Here is a 20394-nt window from a genome sequence, read left to right as displayed (position 1 = left end):
GGGCTCAATGCGATTGCGCCAGACCCTGTTGCGCCTTGGCTCTGGCAATCGAAAACGCCTTCGGCAAATTGGCGCCATTCTTCGCGGCCAGGATCTCGGCCATCACGCTGACCGCGATCTCCGCCGGTGTCTTGCTGCCAATGTAGATGCCGATTGGCCCGTGCAGCCGTTCGAGTGATGCCTGGGTCTCACCGAAATGCTCGATCAGACGTTCGCGGCGCAGCTGACTGTTGCGCCGCGAACCGATGGCGCCGATGTAAAACGCCGGGCTGTGCAGGGCCTCGAGCAGTGCCAGATCGTCGAGTCGCGGATCATGACTCAAGGCGACGATACAGGTGCGCAGATCGACCGCGAAGTCGCGCACCACGTCATCCGGCATGCCGATGATCCGCTCCACACCGTTCACCGCCCAGGTGTCGATGTATTCGGCACGTGGGTCGCACACCGCGACCTTGAAGCCGTTGAACAGCGCCATGGTCGCCAGATACTCGGCCAGCGCGCCGGCACCGATCATCAGCAGCCGATACCCCGGCCCGAGGGTATTGAGCATCTGTTGGCCGTCGAAACTGAATTGCTCAGGAGTTGCCGTGGCTTGCAGTGTGACCTGGCCGCTATCCAGTGCCAGGCAGCGGCGCACCAGTTGCCCGGCATCCAGTTGCATCAGCAGTTCGTCCAGCACCTGCCACGACGGGTTGAACTCGAGAATCAGCTCAAGCGTGCCGCCACAGGGCAAACCGAAACGATGCGCCTCGTCGGCGCTGACGCCGTAGCGCACCACCTCGGGCGCACTGTCCTTGAGGCCGCTGCCGCCATGCGCGGTGGTGTAGCGATCGATCAGGTCGTCCTCGATGCAGCCGCCGGACACGCTGCCGACCACACGCCCGTCGTTACGCAAGGCCATCATCGAGCCTGTCGGGCGCGGCGAAGAGCCCCATGTGCGCGCCACCGTGGCGAGCAACACTTGCTCGCCGGCGGCGAGCCAGTCCCGCGCGGTGCGCAGGACCAGCAAGTCGATGCTTTCCATCAAACGTTCCTCTAACGCATTTGCAGGATGATCGGGCTGCTGCTGGCCGGATCCGTGCGTTCACGCAGCTTGTTGACGGCCTGCGGTTCAATGGCACCGCCCTGATTGCCCCAGGTGCTGCGCATGAAGGTCAGCACTTCGGCGATCTGTTGATCCGACAACTGTTCACGGAATGCCGGCATGCGATAGGCGTCCGGTACTCCGGCGGCCACCACCCGTTGCGAACCGTTGAGGGTGATGTTGATCGCCGAGGCGCTTTCCTTGGCCAGTGCCGACGTGGCGCCGGCCAGCGGCGGCATCCATTCCGACTGGCCCTTGCCGTCCAAACCGTGGCACGAAGCACAGCGCGTGACGTAGGTATGGGCACCGGGCGCGTCCAGACGTTCCGTCGCCGAAACCGTTTGGTACTGCCATGGCTGGCCGTCGCGCTGAGGATCCCCCGGCAATGACTTGAGATAACGGGCAATCGCGGTCAGATCGTCATCGCTCATGAACTGCGTGGAGTTGTTGAACGCCTCGGTCATCGAGCCGTAAACCACCGCGTGTTTGTTGCGCCCGGTCTTGAGGAACTGCACGATTTCCGGTTCGCTCCAGCGGCCCAGGCCGGTGTTGTGATCATTACGCAGGCTCGGCGCGTACCAGCCATCGAGCAAGGCGCCAGCGAGGTACGGCGTGGCGGATTCATCCAGTGCCTTCTCGTTGAACGCCAGACCGCGCGGCGTATGGCAACTGCCGCAGTGTCCTGCGCCTTGAACGAGATAAGCGCCGCGATTCCACACGGCATCCTGCGACGGTTTGGCCACGTAAGGTTCGGTATCGGCAAACACACCGTTCCACAACGCAATCGGCCAGCGCAGGTTCAACGGAAAAGGAATCGCACTCGGGATATTCGCCTGCTTGACCGGTGCCACGCCTTTCATGAAAAACGCGTACAGCGCCCGCACGTCGTCGTCACTGAGCTTGGCGTAGGACGGGTAGGGCATCGCCGGATACAGACGGCGGCTGTCGGGTGCCACGCCGTGGCGCACCGCACGGTCGAAGTCCGCCAGGCTGTAGCGGCCGATGCCGGTTTCCGGCTCCGGGGTGATGTTGGTCGCGTGGATCGCGCCCAGTGGTGTGGCCATTTCCAGGCCGCCAGCGAACGGCGCACCGCCCGGCACGCTGTGGCACGCCACGCAGTCGCTGAGTCGGGCGACGTATTCGCCACGCGCGACCAGCGCCGGGTCGATATCGGCCACGGCAGTTTGGGTGTTTTCAAGGCGCGAGACAGGCTCGCGGGTGACATACCAGGCCAGCAGGCCTGCCGCGACCAGGCACGGCACTGCCAGCCAGCCTGCGGTTCTTGCGAATCGGCTGTTGTTCATGGACGCTCCGGCGCTGATCAAGTGAAGGTGTGGCGGCTCATGGGCAGGCTGCGCACCCGTTGCCCGGTCAGCGTTGCCACCGCATTGGCGACGGCGGGCGCGACAGCGGGCAACGGTGGTTCGCCGATGCCGCCCATTTTTTCCCCGCTCTCGACAACACGCACGTGGACCCGGGCCATCCGCGCAGGCGGCAGGATCGGATACAGGTCGTAGTTGCGCGCGCGCGGTTTGCCATCAATCCACACGGCTTCCTCCACCAGGGTCTGCGACAGGCCCAGCGCCACCGCGCCATTGACCTGTGCTTCGACAATCGCCGGATTGACGATGCTGCCGGGGTCGATCGCCTGCCAGATGTCGTGCACCTTGACCTGACCGTGCTCGATGGAAACCTCGGCGATCACCGCCGTCTGGGTACCGAACGGCGACGCCATCGCCACGCCTCGCGCGCGTTTGCTGCCGTCCGCCGCGGTAAACGGCCCACGCTTCCAGCCACCCGACAGCTCGCCCACCGCTTGCAGCAGCGTGGTCAGTCGCGGGTTGTCGCGCAGCAGATGCAGGCGCAATTCGAACGGGTCCTTGCCGCCCTTGTCGGCCAGTTCGTCAAGGAACGATTCATAGAAGAAGTCGTTGAGCGAATTGCCCACCGAACGCCAGTAACCCAGCATCGCCGGGCCTTTGGCGTAGATCTGCGCGATGCGCTTGTTGGGGATCGCATAGGACTTGCCTGACAAGCCTTCAAGCGCCGTCGGGTCGAGCTTCTCACCCTGTTTGCCGGCCAGCGCCTCGGTCGGGCCTTCGGTGGCACTGATTGCTTCGATCGCCAGCGGCCAGCCGTCATTATCCAGCGCCGCACGGAAATTCACCGCTGCCACCGGACGCAGCACGTCGCGCAGGAACTCTTCCTCGCGGCTCCAGATCAGTTTGACCGGGCGGCCAACCGCTTTCGATAACTCGATTGCCTGCGGGTAGGGACTGGCGGCGTCGTAGAGGAAATGCCGACCGAAGAAGCCCCCCAGCAATGGCGAATGCAAGGTGATGCGCGACGGATCCAGCCCGGTGCGTTTGGCGATGTCGGCACGGAACATGTCCGGCGCCTGATTGGGCAGCCAGACTTCCAGCGAACCGTCGGGATTGAATCGGGCCAGCGCCGATGGCGGCTCCAACTGGCCGTGGTTCAGGTACTGATTGTGGTAAGTGGCGTCAATCCGCGTTTTGGCGCTGGCCAGAACTGCAGCCACGTCGCCCTCATTTTCATCATCCCTGGCCGGGCCTTTGTCGTCAGCCAGGCGCTTGAGCCAGGCGTCGCTGGAAAAATCCGCGGGCATCGGCCGTACTTTGCTGTCGGCCGTGGGTTCCTGCCAGTCGACCTGAATCGCTTCCACTGCACGTTTGGCGTGCCACCAGCGCTCGGCGACCACCGCCACGGCCCCCGGCAGGCGATGCACGGAATGCACGCCTTTCATCGCTTTAACCTGCTCTTCGTTGCGCAGGTTACCCACGGTCATGCCCAAACGCGGGGCATGCTGAACGGCGGCGTGGAGCATGTCGTCGACCTTCAGATCGATGCTGTAGAGCGCCTTGCCCGTGGACTTGTCGTAGGCATCGACGCGCTTCACCGGTTTGCCGATCCAGCGGAACTGGCTCGGATCACGCAGTTGCACCGAAGCCGGATCGGGAACCGGCAGATCCATGGCGTGCTCGGCCAGTTCGCCGTAGGCCACGGATCGCCCCGACCTGGTGTGCACGACTTTGCCGGGTTCGGTAGTCAGTTCGCTGACCGGCACCCCAAGTTTCTGCGCACCGGCCTGCAGCAGCATGGCGCGGGCGAGGGCGCCGAGGCGGCGCATCACCGGGTAACTCATGCGCACCGACATGCTGCCGCCGGTGATGCGCATGCCGTTTTCCATCACCACATAGGCTTCGCCGGGTGGTGCGGCTTCGACTAGGAAAGTCGTCGGATCGGCATCCAGTTCTTCACCGACGATCTGCGCCATCGCGGTGAACGTACCTTGTCCGCCTTCCATGAACGGGCACAGCAGGCGCACGCGGTTGTCCGGGCGAATTTCCAGAAACGCCGGCACCTGCGTGCCACGCTCGGCAGTCGCGGCCGCCACTGCCGCTTGCACCCGAGTCGTGCCCAGCGGCAGGCCGAAACCGAGCACCAGTGCGCCGACAGCGGTGCCGGCCAGGAAACGTCTGCGCGACACGTTGATCGGTTCGTGCAGAGCCAGTGCCGAGCCTTCCTGAGCAGGATCGATACGCACGCTCATCAGGCGTCTCCCTTGCCGGCCAGCTCATGCACGGCGGCATGAATGGCGTTGTATGTGCCGCAGCGGCACAGGTTGACCATCGCCGCCTCGATCTGCGCGTCACTCGGTTTGGGGTTTTGCTTGAGCAGCGCCGTGGCGGCCATCACCTGTCCGGACTGGCAGTAACCACACTGGGCGACCTGCAGATCGACCCAGGTCGAGACCACCCGTTTGCCCACTTCATCGGCCTCGATCGCCTCAATCGTGGTGACCTCGCGGCCAACTACGCCCGCCACCGGCGTGACGCACGAGCGCACCACGTTGCCGTCCACCAGCACGGAACAGGCGCCGCACTGCGCCAGTCCACAGCCGTATTTGGTGCCGGTCATGCCCAGATCATCGCGGATCACCCACAGCAGGGGCGTATCGGCGTCGGCATCGACCTGATAGGTTTTCTGGTTGATTCGTAGTTCCATGGTTCACCCGCTCGATCATCGGTTGACGTGCATTTTTATAAGCGGTGAAACGCTGCGTGGCGCCTCACCGGTAAAGCGTGTTCTTTGTTCAACTGGCCGCGTTGCCCAGCGTTTCTGCGGCGAAGGGCTCGCCACGCAGCAGCGCGATGTCCCGACTGGGTGCGGTGCCGTACAGGCGTGCGTATTCGCGGCTGAACTGCGAGGGACTTTCATAACCGACCGCAAATGCCGCTCGCGAAACGTCCAGACGCTCCATCAACATCAGCCGGCGCGCCTCGTTCAGTCGCAGCCACTTCTGGTACTGCAGCGGGCTCATACCGGTGAGCTGGCGGAAGTGATGGTGAAAGGTCGGTGCGCTCATCTGCACCCGCGCCGCCAGTTCATCGATGCGCAGCGCCTCGGTGTAGTTGACCTTGAGCCAGTCGATGGCTTTGGCGATGCGATAACCCTGGCCATCGACGGCCGTGATCTGCCGCAGCCGCGCGCCTTGATCGGTATGGAGCAGCCGATAGTGGATTTCCCGCAGCACCAGCGGCGCCAACACCGGGATCGCCTCAGGCTCGTCGAGCAATGCCAGCAGGCGCTCAAGCGCGCCTTCCAGCGCGCACGACAGGTTGCCAATGCCAGCGCCGGTGTTCATCGACGGCTGCCGTTTCGCAGGCAAGCCACCTTTGCTGAGGATCTCGGCGAGCATGCCGACATCCAGTCTCAGCACCAGCCCGACACAGGGCTGTTCGGGGCTGGCGAGCATCACTTCAGAGTTGGCGGGCAGATCCAGCGAGGTGACCAGAAACCGCGAAGGGTCGTAGCGGTAACCCTCACCGCCGACCCACAAGCGCTTTTCCCCGCGGCCCACCAAAATCAGGCTCGGCTCGATCATGCACACGGCCGGTGGCGCCGGCTGATCGCGACGAAACAGCGACAGGCCGGGTATCGACGTGGCGAAGTCGCCCGCTACGCTCACGCGCGAGTCAATGTTCAACGCCAGAGGTGATTGGTGGCGCAGCGGGGTAGGGATCATGTCGGGCAACTCCTGTTGAACGAACTCTAATCCGCTGCACAGGCGATTCCTATACACCACCCTGCATCCTCAGAGGATCAGGCAAGCATTCAAGAGGAATGCACTAGGGCAGAGGTGAATCGACCGGGAGAATGTGTCAAACCATTACAGGAGAGCCGCGATTCGACAACGCGATCCTCGCACCGTGAAAAACAGTGGGTCCGGGCAATCGCCCGGACGCCTATCGCAATACAGGTAATCCCAATGACTTCCCTTTCTACAGAACAACGCGGCTGGAGCGCCGTGCTGGCCATGTCGTTGGCCGCCTTCGCGCTGGTCGCTTCAGAGTTCATGCCGGTCAGTTTGCTGACGCCGATTGCCGCCGAACTGCACATCACCGAGGGCCAGGCCGGGCAGGGGATTTCCGTGTCCGGTGCATTCGCCCTGATGACCAGCCTGTTGATTGCAGCGGTCGCTGCTCGCGTCGAGCGCAAGAAGCTGTTGCTGGGTCTGACCTTGCTGATGATCGTCTCGGGGACGGTGGTCGCATTCGCGCCGGGCTATCCGTCGTTCATGTTCGGGCGGGCCCTGATCGGCATCGCCATTGGCGGTTTCTGGTCGTTGTCGGCGGCAACCGCGATGCGTCTGGTGCCGCCTGACCAAGTGTCCCGGGCACTGGCGATCGTCAACGGCGGAAACGCGCTGGCGACGGTAATCGCCGCTCCGGCGGGGAGTTTCCTCGGCGCGTTGATAGGCTGGCGTGGCGCGTTCTTCTGTGTGGTTCCGGTCGCCGCGCTGGCGGCCATATGGCTGCTGATCAGTCTGCCGTCCTTCAAGCTTGAGCGTCAGGCCGGTAGCGGTAATGCCCTGCGGTTGATGAAGCAATGGCCGGTCGCCTTGGGGATGGTCGCCGTCAGCGTATTTTTCATGGGGCAGTTCATGCTGTTCACCTACCTGCGGCCCTTTCTGGAGGTCGTCACCGGGGTCAGCGTTGCAACCCTGTCCTTGATGCTGCTGGGGCTGGGGCTTGCCGGTTTTATCGGGACCTTTGTGATCGAAAGATTCCTCGGCACTGGCCTGTACCGCACGCTGACAGTTATCCCGCTGATAATGGCGGTCATTGCGCTGGCGCTGGTCAACTTCGGCGCATCGCCGCTGCTGACTGCGGTGCTGCTCGGATTGTGGGGGCTGGTCGCCACGGCGGCCCCCGTGGGCTGGTGGACCTGGCTGGCGCAGACACTCCCGGACGATGCCGAAGCCGGCGGAGGGCTGCTCGTGGCCATCGTGCAACTGGCCATCGCCGGAGGGGCCATCGTCGGTGGCCTGGCGTTTGATCTGAGCGGTTATAAAGCCACCTTCGAACTCAGCGCGGCGGTGTTGGTGATTGCGTCGGTGCTCGCTTGGTGCGCCGGTCGCAGTGCGACTGAAGTTCATCTGGTCGAGTCGAACGCGGCCGGCTGACGAGTTCAGCCGGCCGCCGGGGGACACGTTGTCATTTGAGCGTAACGACGACCTTGCCCTTGGCGCGCCCCTGCTCGACGTACTTCAACGCCTCTGCCGTCGAGGCAAACGAGAAGCTGCGGTCAATCACCGGTCGGATGATTGCCTCCTCGACCAGCGTGGCAATTTTTTGCAGTTGTGCACCATTGGCCCGCATGAAGACGAACGTGTAGCTGACCACCTGCTTGCGCGCCTTGCGCCGGATACCGAAGCTCAACAGGCGCATGACCTGTTGCAATGGCCAGGACAAGCCTTGTTCCTGTGCGAAATGTGCAGTGGGCGGGCCCGAGATGGAAATGAGCTGGCCGCCGGGCTTCAGGACCTTGAGTGATTTTTGCAAAACGTCCGGGCCAAGGCTGTTCAACACCACGTCGTAGTCGTGCAGGACGCTTTCGAAGTCTTGCTGTTTGTAGTCGATGACCAGATCGGCGCCCAGTGCCTTGACCCATTCGACCTTCGCGGTGCTGGTGGTCGTGGCGACGAAGGCGCCGAGGTGTCTGGCCAGCTGGATAGCAATGCTGCCAACACCACCGGAGCCTGCGTGAATCAGTACTTTCTGACCCTTTTTCAGTTGTGCGGTTTCGACCAGTACTTGCCACGCCGTCAACGCGACCAAGGGCAGGGATGCGGCTTGCGCCATGCTGGTATTGGCGGGTTTTCGGGCGACCGCGTTTTCGTCCACGGCGATCAATTCGGCAAACGTTCCGATCCGCGTTTCCGGCGGGCGAGCGTAGACCTCGTCTCCCGGTTTGAACTGCGTCACCTGTGAGCCAACCTCAACCACCACACCCGCCAGATCATTGCCCAGTATCAGCGGTAATGCATAGGGCAGAATCAGCTTGAACTCGCCACTGCTGATCTTCGAATCCAGCACATTGACGCTGCTGGCGTGTACCTCGATCAAGACATCACGGGCACCCACCACAGGGGCAGGCGCTTCGCCAATGCGCCCAGGCTTGTTTCCATAGCGATCAATCAGAAATGCTTTCATCGTAGTGCGGCTCTTGGCGGTTGTGAGGAGGGTAGCTGGCGCGTTGCGGTGTTGCTGCGCCGTGTCGTCAGGCGTCGAGGAATGCCTGGGCCTTGGCGACAAAATCAACGCAGTGCTGGAAAATCCCGCCGTGGCCGGCATCCTCATAAATCACCAGTTGTGCGTTGGGAATACGCTTGGCCAGCGCCATCGAGTTGACGCTGGGCACCATGATGTCGCTGTCGCCGTTAACGATAAGCGTGGGTATGCGCAAGCGTCCGAGGTCTTGCGGCGGTTGTTGGCCCCACGCGGTGATCGCTTTCAACTGGCGCAGAAAAGCGCTCGGTGTCGGGCCTTTGTCGCGATTGTTTTTGCGTGCTTTCAGGCGTTGCAGATACTGCGACGCAGATCGACGGCCATTGGCTGACGAGGTGAAGAACAGGTAGACCTTGGGATCGCGCAAGGTCAGCAAGCCTTTGAGGATCAATGGCCACGTCACCGAACCGACCTTGTCGATACCGCTGCCGCCGGCCGGACCGGTACCGGTCAGAATCAAGCGACGCACCCGATCAGGCGCCTTCAGGGCAATGTCCTGAGCAACGAAGCCGCCGAGCGAGAATCCCAGTACATCAACGGTTTCCAAGCCCAGCGCCCGGATCAACTGAATGGCATCGTCTGCCATTTCACCGACAGTCAGTGGCGCGGTTCCACCAGAGCCGCCAATACCGCGATAGTCAGTGGTAATGACCCGTCGGGTTCGTGCCAGGCCATCAATGATCGCGGGATCGAAGTTGTCCAGCACGGCGCCCCAATGGTTGAACAGCACCAGAGGCACGCCGATCGCGGGGCCGATGTCGCGGTAAGCGAAGCGCACGCCGTTGACCGTGATCGACTGATTCGCCGCGTTGCTGAACGACGTCGACGTGCAAGTGTGGTTATTTGCCAGGGTTTGATTCATTTCTGCTCCGGATCGCGAGCCGGATTCGATGCAGTGACTTGCGCCTGCATCGAATCCGCCGCGCGTGTTCGCTACCAGACAATCACTGTGGGTCGAGGTAGCGCTGGGCAACCGCAGACTGACGGATTTGCCCGATCAGGCCCTGACGTGCGCCTTGCAGATCATCCCAGCGTTGCGCTTCGTGCAGCGGCGGGATGGTTACCGGTTCGCGACGATCGAAGCCGACCAGAGCGGCATCCACCAGATCGCCCACTTCCATGATGTCGCTCAAGGTGTTGATGTCGATGCCGGAGCGATCCCAGATTTCCGTACGGGTGGCGGCGGGGAGTACGGCTTGCACGTAGACGCCCTGAGGTGAAAGTTCCAGGCTCAGTCCCTGGGACAGGAACAGGACGAAGGCCTTGGTCGCACCGTAGACGGTCATGCCGAACTCCGGTGCCAGACCCACCACCGAACCGATGTTGATGATCGCGCCGTCACCGGCCTTGACCAGACGTGGAGCGATGGCGCTGGCCAGGCGCACCAGTGCGGTGGTGTTGAGGGCGACCAGTTGCGCAACGCTGTCGGTGCTTTGGTCGATGAAGTTACCGGAGAGGGCGGCGCCGGCGTTATTGACGAGGATGCCGATACGGGCGTCGTCGCGCAGGCGGTTTTCAACGGTGCTCAGATCAGCGAGTTGGGTCAGGTCCGCCGGGATCACATCGACGGTGACATCGTGTTCGCTGCGCAAGCGGGCTGCAAGTGCGTCCAGGCGTGCCTGGTCGCGGGCGACCAATACCAGATCGTGGCCGCGTTGCGCGAAGCGCTCGGCGTAGACCGCACCAATGCCGGTGGAGGCGCCAGTGATCAGAACAGTAGGGCGAGTGCTCATGGGGGATCTCTCTTTCAGGGTGTGAGAAACAGAACGCGCTCAGCTGGCGCTGACGCTTGATTCAGCCAGCGTCGGGTAGTCGATGTAGCCTGCCGCACCGCCGCCATAGAGGGTGGCGGGATCGAACGCGGACAACGGCGCGCCCTGCTTGAGGCGCTCCACCAGATCCGGGTTGCCAATGAACGGGCGACCGAAGGCGATCAGGTCGGCGTGGTCTTCGGCGAGCTGCGAAGTCGCCAGGTCCAGGTCATAGCCGTTGTTGGCGATGTAGGTGTTTTTGAAGCGCTGGCGCAGTGCGCCGAAGTCGAAGGGCGCCACGTCGCGCGGGCCACCGGTCGCGCCTTCGACCACGTGCAGATAAACCACGCCGAGGGCATCGAGTTGCTCGGCGACGTAATCGAATTGCGCCTGCGGATCGCTGCTGGAGACGCCGTTGGCCGGCGACACCGGAGACAGGCGCACACCGGTGCGATTGGCGCCGATTTCATCAACGACGGCCGCCGTCACTTCAAGCAACAGACGCGCCCGGTTTTCAATCGAGCCGCCATAGGCGTCGGTTCGCAGATTGGCGCTGTCCCTGAGGAATTGATCGAGCAAATAGCCGTTCGCACCGTGAATTTCCACACCATCAAATCCGGCGGTAATCGCGTTTGCCGCAGCTTGGCGAAAACCGTTGACGATGCCCGGCAGTTCACTGGTCTCCAGCGCGCGCGGCGCCGAGACATCTTCAAAGCGATTGTTGACGAAGACTTTGGTGGCGGCGCGCAGCGCAGAAGGGGCCACGGGGGCGGCGCCGTTTTCTTGCAGATCAACGTGCGACACGCGGCCGACATGCCACAGTTGCAGAAAGATTTTTCCGCCCTTGGCATGGACTGCATCGGTCACCTGGCGCCAGCCGTCAATCTGCGCCGGCGTGTAGATTCCCGGGGTGTCCTGATAGCCCTGACCTTGTCGGGAAATCTGCGTGGCTTCACTGATCAGCAAACCTGCGCTGGCCCGTTGGCTGTAATAGGTGGCGGCGAACTCGCTGGGTACGAAGCCTGCGCCTGCACGGTTGCGAGTCAGCGGTGCGAGGACGACGCGGTTCGACAGCGTCAGGTCGCCAAGTGTGTAAGGGGTGAACAGAGTCTGGTTACTCATCTGGTATTTCTTCCGTGCCCGTTGGTGGAGATCGGTGTGCGTGCAATTAGGATGATGATCGAAATCTAAACTGTCAACGGTTTTGATTATGACCAGCATCTATGTATGATTGGCGCACGCATTCCCAATGAACACGAGGTACTGCACGTGCGAGTGACCAAGGCCCAGGCGCAGGCCAATCGAGAACACATCGTCGAGACCGCTTCCGAGCTGTTCCGTGAGCGGGGCTTTGACGGCGTCGGTGTGGCGGATCTCATGGCGGCTGCCGGTTTCACCCACGGTGGTTTTTACAAGCATTTCGGCTCCAAGGCCGACCTGATGGCTGAAGCCGCGTCCTGCAGTCTTGCCAAGTCGCTGGCAGGTGCCGAAGCGCTCGACGTGCCAGGCTTCATCGATGTCTATGTGACGAGAGAACATCGCGACGGACGTGGCAGCGGTTGCACCATGGCCGCGCTGTGTGGCGACGCGGCGCGTCAATCGGATGAGGTGAAAACGACGTTTGCCGAAGGGATCGAGCGCACCCTGCAGACCCTCGGAGACAAATATCCAACCGGGCCGGACGCCGTGGTGGGCGAGGGGAGAAAGAAAATGATCGACCTGCTGTCGCGGGCTGTCGGCGCGATTGTGCTGTCGCGCGCCTGTCCGGATGATTCCGCGCTGGCCGACGAGATCCTTGAGGTGTGCCGCGCTGAAATGCTGGCTTCGTTGCCGGTTGACGAGGAGGTGGTCTGAGGCGACGCTCGCTCAGTAAACCCAGCACAAAAACGCCCGTACAATCAGCGGCCAACCAACGGCCCGCCACTCAAAAAAAGCGCCGTCAAATCGCAGATTGACGGCGCCTCCTGCTCAGATCCAGACGTCGTTGTCAGCCGTGCGCTCGCCACCTTCGTGCCCGGTGTTACGCACACCCCGAGGCTCGATCATCATCAGGCGCGCTTCTCCTTCCGCTGCCGTCCGATGTTCGATCCCGCACGGCACGACGTACAGCTCACCCGGTTCGACGTATACGCGGCCATGGGGCAGGTCGATCCGCAGCGTGCCCTCGATCACAATAAAGGCCTCATCGGTTTCCGGGTGGGAGTGCCAGATGAATTCACCTTCGATGCGAACCACTTTGAACTGGTAGTCATTCATTTCGGCGACCACACGGGGGCTCCACTGCTGATCGATCAGCGCGGATTTCTGCGCCAGATTGATGGCGTGCAGTGCTGGTACTTTGCTGGTATGTGGCATGACAAATCCTCTATCAGATAGAAGTCGTCAGCCTAGCGAAGGCGCTATTGGCGATGCTTGTACGATCCTGCAAGTTGCCTTTGCCCCAGGACGCGTTCCAGCCAACGCGACGGAGATACCCCATAAGTGCGGGTGAAGTGCCGGGTCATATGACTTTGGTCGTGAAAACCCGCAGCCAGTGCGGCATCCACCAGCGAGAATCGGTCAAGCAGCAACGTGCGCAATATATCCAGGCGACGCAGGGTCACGAAGCGATAGGGGCTGGTGCCAAACAGCACTCTGAAGTCCCGAGAGAGGCTCCATCTTTCACGGCCGCTGGCGCGCTCCAGCATTTCCAGCGTAATGCTCTGGTGCAGGTGAGCCATGATGAATTCCCTTGCGCGCTCGGCTGCCGGGTAATCGAGCAGTTTGCGCCCGCGAGGTTTGCCGGCCACGGTGCGCAGGGCCATTGCCAGATCAAACAGGGCGTCCTGTTCTTCCAGCGGATCAAGTGAGTAATCCATCGCCTGGACGAACGCTTCGCTGGCGCGATACAGGCGTGGGTCGCTGGACAGACCGCCGGCGATGAAGGGTAGCGGTTCACCCTTCAACACCTGCTGAATCAAAGCCGGATCGATATAGGCCATTCGATAGCGAAACCCCGCTTCGGTCCCGGCCATGCCATCGTGCAGTTCATCAGGATGCAGGAGCAAGGTATTTCCCGGTAAGCCGTGGCGCAGGCTGCCCTTGTAGTGAAAGCTTTGCACGCCAGAGAGTGTGCGACCGATCGAGTAAGTATCGTGCCGATGTGGGTGGTAGCCATGGCCGCCAAACCGGGCTTCGATACGTTCTATCCGCCCCGGTTGAGTGCTGCGCACTACCCAATCGGAATCTGGATCTGGTCTGGGCTGTTCCATGGTTTCACTGTCTCTGAGAGAAGCCTGCTGCGAGCGATGATAGCCAACCTGATCGAAAGCAGGGTGTCACCGTTGCCCTCGCGTATTTTGCGCCAGACGCTCACGCCAGTTGCCACCGTGATTACGCTGGCACGCCTCCTCGGAGTCGAAACGCACGTTGCGCTCTGAAGGGGACAGGTCGATATCGGCCTCCCTCAGCGCAGTGGCCGTCAGTTCGAAGAGGCGTGCCTTGGCGTCAGTCAGGGCGAGGTTTTTGTCGGCTTCGGTGTCGAACACCCAAATGACATTCAGGGTCGCCGCCAATGCGTTCAGGTCAGCGGTGTGGGTTAGCCAGGTGAAGCCCTGGATTTCAGCTTTTGCGGCTTCACATGCGTCGGTGAGCGTGGCAATCAAGCGCCGCTCGATCCGCGCCAGTTCACGTTTTCCAGGGGGCATTGCAGATCCTTTGACGACAGTGGTGGTGTGGTCTCAATGTAATTGCTGAGGTTCACAAATCCTCATGTCCAACCCGAATTCCCTGAGGGAGCGAGCTTACTCGCGAAAGCGGTAGGTCTGTTATGTCAGTGTTGACTGACTTGGCGCCTTCGCGAGCAAGCTCGCTCCCACAAAGGTTGCTGTGAACCGGAATGCCCCTGTCCAGCACAAATCTTTGTGGGAATGTGGCGTCAGTCCAGATCGCTGGCCTGATGTCGCTCCGCAACCTGGCTCGCCTCGTCACCCCAGGTGCGATTGACCCGCTGGCCACGCTTGACTGCCGGGCGCTCGGCGATTTCTTCTGCCCAGCGTTGTACGTGGGTGTACTCCTGTGCTGCGAGGAATTCGGCCGCCGAATACACGTTATTACGCACCAGTTGGCCGTACCACGGCCAGACCGCGATGTCGGCGATGGTGTAGCTGTCGCCGGCCAGGTAGCGGCTTTCCTTGAGGCGTCGGTCGAGCACATCGAGCTGACGCTTGGCTTCCATGGTGAAGCGGTTGATCGGGTATTCGAGCTTCTCCGGCGCATACGCGTAGAAGTGCCCGAAACCGCCGCCCAGATAAGGCGCGGCGCCCATCTGCCAGAACAGCCAGTTCAGGGTTTCCGTCCGGCCGGCGGGACCTTTCGGCAGGAAGGCGCCGAATTTCTCTGCCAGATACAGCAGGATCGAACCGGATTCGAATACCCGAATCGGCGGCTGTACGCTGTGGTCGAGCAGCGCCGGAATCTTCGAGTTCGGATTGATCTCGACAAAACCGCTGGAGAACTGATCGCCCTCGTTGATGCGGATCAGCCACGCGTCATACTCGGCCTCGGTGTGCCCCAGTGCGAGCAATTCTTCCAGCAGGATGGTCACCTTGACGCCATTGGGCGTCGCCAGTGAATACAGCTGCAGCGGGTGTTTGCCCACGGGCAGGGTCTTTTCATGCGTCGGCCCGGCAATCGGGCGGTTGATGCTGGCGAAATGGCCGCCGGACGGGGCTTCGTGTTTCCAGACTTTGGGCGGTACGTAGGGCGCTTTACTCATGAAATGGGCCTCATGGTGAACTTGCCGAGAATGACCTGACGGGTATCAGACCAGACAGCATAAACGCTCTAGCTCAAGACTGCGCAACCCCCGGAATGATCAAACACGCCGCCAGACCCATCAACGCGATCCCGATGACCTTGTCGAGGAGCCGCTGTTTTTCCAGCAGGCGCCGGCGTAACCGTTCGGTGGAGAAAAACAGCGCGACCAGGCTGAACCACAGCCAATGAATGACCGACATGAACAGGCCATAGGCGAAGTTCATCGTCAGCGAACTGCCTGGCTCCACCACCTGACTGTACGCCGCCACCACGAACAACATGGTTTTCGGATTCAGTGCATTGGTCAGAAAACCTGAGCAGAACACCTTCCAGGCACGGGGTGCCGAAGCGCTCGCATCGGCAAATGTCAGAACAGATTTATTGGTAAAGGATTTGATGCCCAGATAGACCAGGTAGCCGGCACCCAGCAGTTTCATCATCCAGAACAGCAGCGGCGATTGGGTGATGATCAGCGCCACCCCGAACACCGTGTAGAACACGTGAACCTGCACGCCACAGGCGATGCCCAGCGCAGCCAGCAAACCACTGCGCCGCCCGTAGGCGTAACTGTTGCGGGTGACCATGGCAAAGTCCGGGCCGGGGCTGATCACCGCCAGAACAGTGATGGCGATTACCAGAAACAATTCATTCATCCATACGCTCCATCGCGTTATTTGCGCTACTTGAATTCACAGATACAGCGCCTGCAGCATCGCCGCCAACAGCGTGGATGGAATTAACAGGCCCTGAGCGGCGACATGATGGAGAAGTGTCTTTGGCAAGAAAAACGATTTATAGTCGCGAAAATCTGTGAGAAATCATCGTCTATATGAACCTGCCTCCGCTGGCTGCCTTTCGCTTCTTCAACACCGCCGCCCAGACCCAGAGTTTCGTCAAGGCCGCCGAGCTGCTGCACGTCACCCACGGCGCGGTCAGCCGCCAGGTGCGCTTGCTGGAGGAGGCGATCGGCGTCGAGCTGTTCGAACGGCGCAACCGCGCGATCTTTCTCAACCATGCCGGGCGCCTGCTGTTCAATGTCACCGCGCCGATGTTCGAACAGTTGCAGAGCACGGTTTATCGCCTGCAGCGTGAAGTCCACGACGATGTGCTGGTGGTGTCCTGCGAGCCAACCATCGCCATGAAGTGGTTGATCCCGCGCTTGCCTGACTTCCACAGCGCACACCCACAGTTGCAGGTGCAATTGCTGACGGCCGGCGGACCGATCGACTTCGCTCGTTCAGGCGTGGATCTGGCGATCCGCCGTGACGATTTCCATTGGGACGAGACCGTGCACGGCGTGACCATTTGCGAGGAGTGGATCGGTCCGGTTTGCGTGCCGTCCAGTCGTCCTGACGGCGATCATTTGCGCGGCGCCTGCCTGCTGCACAGCAAGACCCGCCCGCAGGCGTGGGATAACTGGATGCGACAGACCCGGATCAGCGCGGCAGGGGGCAGTCGGGTCGATTACGAGCATTTCTACCTGTGCATTCAGGCCGCGCTGGCCGGGCTGGGCGTCGGTATGGCGTCGTTTCTGATGGTGCAGGACGAACTCAAATCCGGCCAGTTGATCGCGCCGTTCGGCTTCGTTCGCGACGGTTCGAGTTATTGCCTGCTGTCACCGCGACCCTTCGAACAGAGCGCCAATGCCATGCTTTTTCGCGAGTGGATTACCCAGCAGATGAGTGCGTGCAGCCAATGGCTCGGGGGTGATCTGCAGCCTTGAAAGTGCAAGAGCTGCTGTGGATCAACCAGCTTGCACTGGCCAGCGCCTATTCAAGTGCTCCGTCAAATAATCCATGAAGGCTCTGACCTTCGGCGTCATCGCTGCTCGTTCCTGCACGCATGCATAGATGTCCATCGGTTCGACATGCCCGTGGGTTTCACCCGGAAGATCTTCGAACAGTTGCACCAGTTGACCGCTCTCGAGATAGGGTGCAGCGACGAATTCGGCCAGGCGCGTGACACCTGCGCCGTTGACTGCCATTTGCGCCAAGGCATCGATGTCGTCGCTGATGGCGGTGGCGTTGATCGGGGCGTCGTAGTGCTGGCCGTCTCGGATGAAACCCCAGCGCAGAAAGCGCCCATCCAGTGGATAGCGGAATGCTAGGCAGGCGTGATGCTGCAGGTCTTGCGGTGTTTGCGGTACGCCGGCGCGCGCAAAGTAGGCGGGAGCGGCGCAGAAGACGAAGGGCAGGGACACGATCCGGCGCGCGACGATGCCGTCTTCCAGTTGCGGCTTGATCCGCAGGCTCAGGTCGATGCCGTCCTGGATGTGATTGATCTTGCCGTTGGTGGTCGACAGCTCGACCAGCAGGCGCGGATGCAGCGCGGCGAAACTGGCGAGTAACGGCGCCAGGACGTGACGGCCGAAGGCGCTGGTGGAGGCGATGCTCAAACGCCCTTGCAGTTCGCTTTCATCGCCGACGATCGCACTTTGCGCCGACTCCAGATCAGCCGCGATGCGTCGGACCTTTTCGTAATACAGCGCACCATTTTCGGTGAGGGCCATGCTGCGGGTGGTGCGTTGCAGCAGGCGAACGCCGAGGTGCGTTTCCAAGCGATTGAGGGTCTGGCTGACCGCGGCCGCACTGACGCCCAGGGTCTTGGCGGCGCCGACGATGGAGCCTGCTTCGACCACTTTGATAAAACTGGCAATCGCCGCCAACAGATTCATCCGTGTCCCGCCGCGTGGGTTTGATTCGTAAGTTGTGCTTTATAAAGTACCTGTGGCGGGCCGTCTAGTTGAGGGCAGGGGGCTTTGCTAAGGTGCCGGCTCCCTGTCAATGGATGGAAAAGCCATATGAATCAAAGAACCACTACCGATGCCTTGTATCTCGGTCGACGCAAGCTTTCTGCACGGGCGACGCCGTATGTGTTTGCGTTGTACATGGCGACGATCATGGCGTTCCTGATGTCGCTGGTGATCACTGCGGCCAACTCCGGGATTGATAACGACTACCTGAGTAATGCGCTGCACGCCTACAAGCTGGCGATGCCGGTGGCTTTCCTTTGCATCCTCGTGGTGCGGCCGATCGTGATCAAGCTGGTGGCGATGACGGTGCATCCGCATCGTTGATGAGCCCCGATCTTTGATCTTCAAAAACAACAGCAAAAGATCGCAGCCTGCGGCAGCTCCTGCAGGGATCGGCTCGGCAACGCCGTCGGGTAAAAACAATCGAAACTTCGCGGGCGACCCGACTGTCCAGACCCATGTACCGCCCGGCGGATATCTCGCCGGGCAGGCTTCATGCATCGGTGACAGGCGAGGAACGAGATGACGACGACAGTGGGAGATTTTCTGGTTGAGCGGCTCAGCCAATGGGGCGTCACGCGGATTTTTGGTTATCCGGGGGACGGCATCAATGGCGTGTTCGGCGCGCTCGCCCGAGCCAATGGCAAGATCGAATTCGTTCAGGCGCGGCACGAAGAAATGGCCGCTTTCATGGCCTCGGCCCACGCCAAGTTCACGGGCGAGTTGGGTGTGTGCATCGCCACTTCGGGACCGGGTGCCTCGCACCTGATCACCGGCTTATACGACGCACGCATGGATCATCAACCGGTGCTGGCGATTGTCGGCCAGCAGGCTCGGACGGCGCTCGGCAGTCATTACCAGCAGGAGCTGGACCTGGTCTCGATGTTCAAGGATGTGGCCGGGGCTTTTGTACAGCAGGCCTCGGCACCGTCGCAAGTGCGGCATTTGCTTGATCGCGCCGTGCGCACGGCGGTTGGCGAGCGGCGGGTGACGGCGATCATCCTGCCCAATGATCTGCAGGATCTTGAGTATGAGCCACCGGCGCGGGCACACGGCACCGCGCATTCCGGCGTCGGTTACACCAAGCCGAAAGTGCTGCCCTACGAGGCCGATCTGCAACGCGCCGCCGACGTTTTGAACAGTGGCGAAAAAGTCGCGATTCTGGTCGGCGCCGGCGCGTTGCAGGCGACGGATGAAGTGATCGCCATCGCGGAAAAACTCGGTGCTGGCGTCGCCAAGGCGTTACTCGGCAAGGCTGCGCTGCCGGACGATTTGCCGTGGGTCACCGGTAGCATCGGCCTGCTGGGCACCGAACCGAGCTACAAGATGATGAACGAATGCGACACCTTGCTGATGATTGGCTCGGGTTTCCCCTATGCCGAGTTCCTGCCCAAGGAAGGTCAGGCGCGTGGCGTGCAGATCGATCTGCAGCCAGACATGCTCAGCCTGCGTTATCCGATGGAGGTCAATCTGGTCGGCGACTCCGCCGAAACCCTTGCTGCACTGCTGCCGTTGCTCGAACAGAAAACTTCGCACAAGTGGCGCAAGAAAATCGAAGGCTGGCGCAGCACCTGGGAAAAGACCCTGGAAAAACGCGCGATGTCCAAAGCCGATCCGATCAATCCACAACGGGTGGTGTACGAGCTGTCACCGCGTCTGCCGGATCAGGCGATCATCACCAGCGACTCGGGTTCCTGTGCCAACTGGTACGCCCGTGACCTGAAAATTCGTCGCGGCATGCAATGTTCGTTGTCCGGTGGCCTGGCCTCGATGGGCGCTGCCGTGCCGTACGCGATCGCCGCCAAGTTCGCCCATCCCGAGCGCGCGGTGATTGCGCTGGTGGGTGACGGCGCGATGCAGATGAACAACATGGCCGAGCTGATCACCGTCGCCAAATACTGGCGCCAGTGGGACAGCCCGAAGTGGATCTGTGCGGTGTTCAACAACGAGGACCTGAATCAGGTTACCTGGGAGCAGCGGGTGATGGAGGGCGATCCGAAGTTCGAAGCCTCGCAAAGCATTCCCGACGTGCCGTATCACCTGTTCGCCATTTCCATCGGCCTGAAAGGAATTTTCGTCGACCGCGAAGAAGACGTCGCCGCCGCCTGGGAGCAGGCACTGGCCTCGGACGTACCGGTGCTGATCGAGTTCAAGACCGACCCCAACGTGCCGCCATTGCCGCCGCACATCAAGCTCGAACAGGCGAAGAAATTTGCCACGACCTTGCTCAAAGGCGACCCGGACGAGGCGGGCGTGATCGTGCAAGCCGCCAAGCAAGTACTGGCCAGCGTCCTCCCCGGCAAAAAATAATCGTGTAGGCGCTTGTCGCGCTCCAAATCTGTGAGCGCCGCTGAACCCTGTGGGAGCGAGCTTGCTCGCGAAAGCGTTGTGTCAGGCACAGCGTTTGTGGATGTA

The 20394-nt window shown here is 61.5% G+C and carries 20 protein-coding genes; 5 read left to right on the top strand and 15 right to left on the bottom strand.

Annotated elements, in window-relative coordinates; genetic code table 11:
• Positions 1-4 precede the first annotated feature (4 nt).
• The 5 genes from J1G18_RS23610 to J1G18_RS23590 all read right to left on the bottom strand — a co-directional run bounded on the left by J1G18_RS23610 (position 5) and on the right by J1G18_RS23590 (position 6134).
• A complete protein-coding gene (locus tag J1G18_RS23610; RefSeq protein WP_223008720.1) occupies positions 5-1024 on the bottom strand; it encodes an XdhC family protein in 1020 nt (339 codons plus the stop codon).
• A gap of 11 nt (positions 1025-1035) precedes the next feature.
• Entirely contained in the window at positions 1036-2388 is a 1353-nt protein-coding gene (locus J1G18_RS23605) for a c-type cytochrome (RefSeq protein ID WP_223008718.1), read from the bottom strand.
• 17 nt (positions 2389-2405) lie between these two features.
• Positions 2406-4658 carry a xanthine dehydrogenase family protein molybdopterin-binding subunit gene (locus J1G18_RS23600; protein WP_223008715.1) on the bottom strand — a complete coding sequence of 751 codons (2253 nt, stop codon included), beginning with the start codon at positions 4656-4658 and terminating at the stop codon, positions 2406-2408.
• A complete protein-coding gene (locus J1G18_RS23595) occupies positions 4658-5113 on the bottom strand; it encodes a (2Fe-2S)-binding protein (protein WP_011333895.1) in 456 nt (151 codons plus the stop codon). The genes J1G18_RS23600 and J1G18_RS23595 overlap by 1 nt, the downstream gene beginning before the upstream one ends.
• An 88-nt stretch (positions 5114-5201) precedes the next feature.
• Positions 5202-6134, bottom strand: a complete 933-nt coding sequence (locus J1G18_RS23590; RefSeq protein WP_223008713.1) for an AraC family transcriptional regulator — start codon at positions 6132-6134, stop codon at positions 5202-5204.
• A gap of 243 nt (positions 6135-6377) precedes the next feature.
• On the opposite strand from J1G18_RS23590, the gene J1G18_RS23585 reads away from it, so the two are divergent.
• Complete coding sequence (locus J1G18_RS23585; protein ID WP_223008711.1) at positions 6378-7574, top strand: MFS transporter; 1197 nt, start codon at positions 6378-6380, stop codon at positions 7572-7574.
• A 31-nt stretch (positions 7575-7605) separates the two neighbouring features.
• Here J1G18_RS23585 and J1G18_RS23580 read toward each other — a convergent pair whose 3' ends face one another.
• From J1G18_RS23580 to J1G18_RS23565, 4 genes are all read right to left on the bottom strand, one after another.
• Positions 7606-8604 carry an NADP-dependent oxidoreductase gene (locus J1G18_RS23580; RefSeq protein ID WP_223008795.1) on the bottom strand — a complete coding sequence of 333 codons (999 nt, stop codon included), beginning with the start codon at positions 8602-8604 and terminating at the stop codon, positions 7606-7608.
• 67 nt (positions 8605-8671) lie between these two features.
• On the bottom strand, positions 8672-9541 hold the full coding sequence (locus tag J1G18_RS23575; RefSeq protein ID WP_223008709.1) for an alpha/beta fold hydrolase: 870 nt from the start codon (positions 9539-9541) through the stop codon (positions 8672-8674).
• Positions 9542-9623: 82 nt separating this feature from the next.
• Entirely contained in the window at positions 9624-10412 is a 789-nt protein-coding gene (locus J1G18_RS23570) for an SDR family NAD(P)-dependent oxidoreductase (RefSeq protein WP_223008707.1), read from the bottom strand.
• 39 nt (positions 10413-10451) lie between these two features.
• Positions 10452-11552 carry an alkene reductase gene (locus J1G18_RS23565; RefSeq protein WP_223008705.1) on the bottom strand — a complete coding sequence of 367 codons (1101 nt, stop codon included), beginning with the start codon at positions 11550-11552 and terminating at the stop codon, positions 10452-10454.
• A gap of 105 nt (positions 11553-11657) precedes the next feature.
• Between J1G18_RS23565 and J1G18_RS23560 the strand changes: the two genes are divergently transcribed.
• Positions 11658-12284: a TetR/AcrR family transcriptional regulator gene (locus J1G18_RS23560; RefSeq protein WP_262415662.1), complete on the top strand. Its 627-nt coding sequence runs from the start codon at positions 11658-11660 to the stop codon at positions 12282-12284.
• Positions 12285-12398: 114 nt separating this feature from the next.
• Here the strand turns inward: J1G18_RS23560 and J1G18_RS23555 are convergent, their stop codons facing one another.
• The 5 genes from J1G18_RS23555 to J1G18_RS23535 form a co-directional block, all read right to left on the bottom strand.
• Positions 12399-12785 carry a cupin domain-containing protein gene (locus J1G18_RS23555; RefSeq protein WP_098964329.1) on the bottom strand — a complete coding sequence of 129 codons (387 nt, stop codon included), beginning with the start codon at positions 12783-12785 and terminating at the stop codon, positions 12399-12401.
• Between the two features lie 44 nt (positions 12786-12829).
• A complete protein-coding gene (locus J1G18_RS23550) occupies positions 12830-13681 on the bottom strand; it encodes an AraC family transcriptional regulator (RefSeq protein ID WP_135296022.1) in 852 nt (283 codons plus the stop codon).
• 66 nt (positions 13682-13747) lie between these two features.
• Positions 13748-14116 carry a hypothetical protein gene (locus tag J1G18_RS23545; protein ID WP_223008703.1) on the bottom strand — a complete coding sequence of 123 codons (369 nt, stop codon included), beginning with the start codon at positions 14114-14116 and terminating at the stop codon, positions 13748-13750.
• 230 nt (positions 14117-14346) lie between these two features.
• Entirely contained in the window at positions 14347-15186 is an 840-nt protein-coding gene (gene yghU / locus J1G18_RS23540) for a glutathione-dependent disulfide-bond oxidoreductase (protein WP_223008701.1), read from the bottom strand.
• A gap of 73 nt (positions 15187-15259) precedes the next feature.
• Positions 15260-15880, bottom strand: a complete 621-nt coding sequence (locus tag J1G18_RS23535) for a LysE family translocator (protein ID WP_223008699.1) — start codon at positions 15878-15880, stop codon at positions 15260-15262.
• A gap of 176 nt (positions 15881-16056) precedes the next feature.
• On the opposite strand from J1G18_RS23535, the gene J1G18_RS23530 reads away from it, so the two are divergent.
• Complete coding sequence (locus J1G18_RS23530; RefSeq protein ID WP_223008697.1) at positions 16057-16950, top strand: LysR substrate-binding domain-containing protein; 894 nt, start codon at positions 16057-16059, stop codon at positions 16948-16950.
• A 21-nt stretch (positions 16951-16971) separates the two neighbouring features.
• On the opposite strand, the gene J1G18_RS23525 is transcribed toward J1G18_RS23530, so the two are convergent.
• The gene (locus tag J1G18_RS23525; RefSeq protein WP_134786638.1) at positions 16972-17901 is read right to left on the bottom strand and encodes a LysR family transcriptional regulator; all 930 of its coding nucleotides are present in this window, start codon (positions 17899-17901) and stop codon (positions 16972-16974) included.
• Between the two features lie 126 nt (positions 17902-18027).
• On the opposite strand from J1G18_RS23525, the gene J1G18_RS23520 reads away from it, so the two are divergent.
• Positions 18028-18303, top strand: a complete 276-nt coding sequence (locus J1G18_RS23520; protein ID WP_134786637.1) for a DUF2798 domain-containing protein — start codon at positions 18028-18030, stop codon at positions 18301-18303.
• Between the two features lie 198 nt (positions 18304-18501).
• Entirely contained in the window at positions 18502-20289 is a 1788-nt protein-coding gene (locus J1G18_RS23515; RefSeq protein WP_007960474.1) for a thiamine pyrophosphate-requiring protein, read from the top strand.
• The last annotated feature ends 105 nt before the right edge of the window (positions 20290-20394 follow it).

It is taken from the genome of Pseudomonas sp. MIS38, from assembly GCF_019891575.1.
GTDB classification, from domain to species: Bacteria; Pseudomonadota; Gammaproteobacteria; order Pseudomonadales; family Pseudomonadaceae; genus Aquipseudomonas; species Aquipseudomonas putida_A.
Note: the sequence above shows the minus strand (reverse complement) of the source record. Positions and strands in the feature narration are given on the sequence as shown.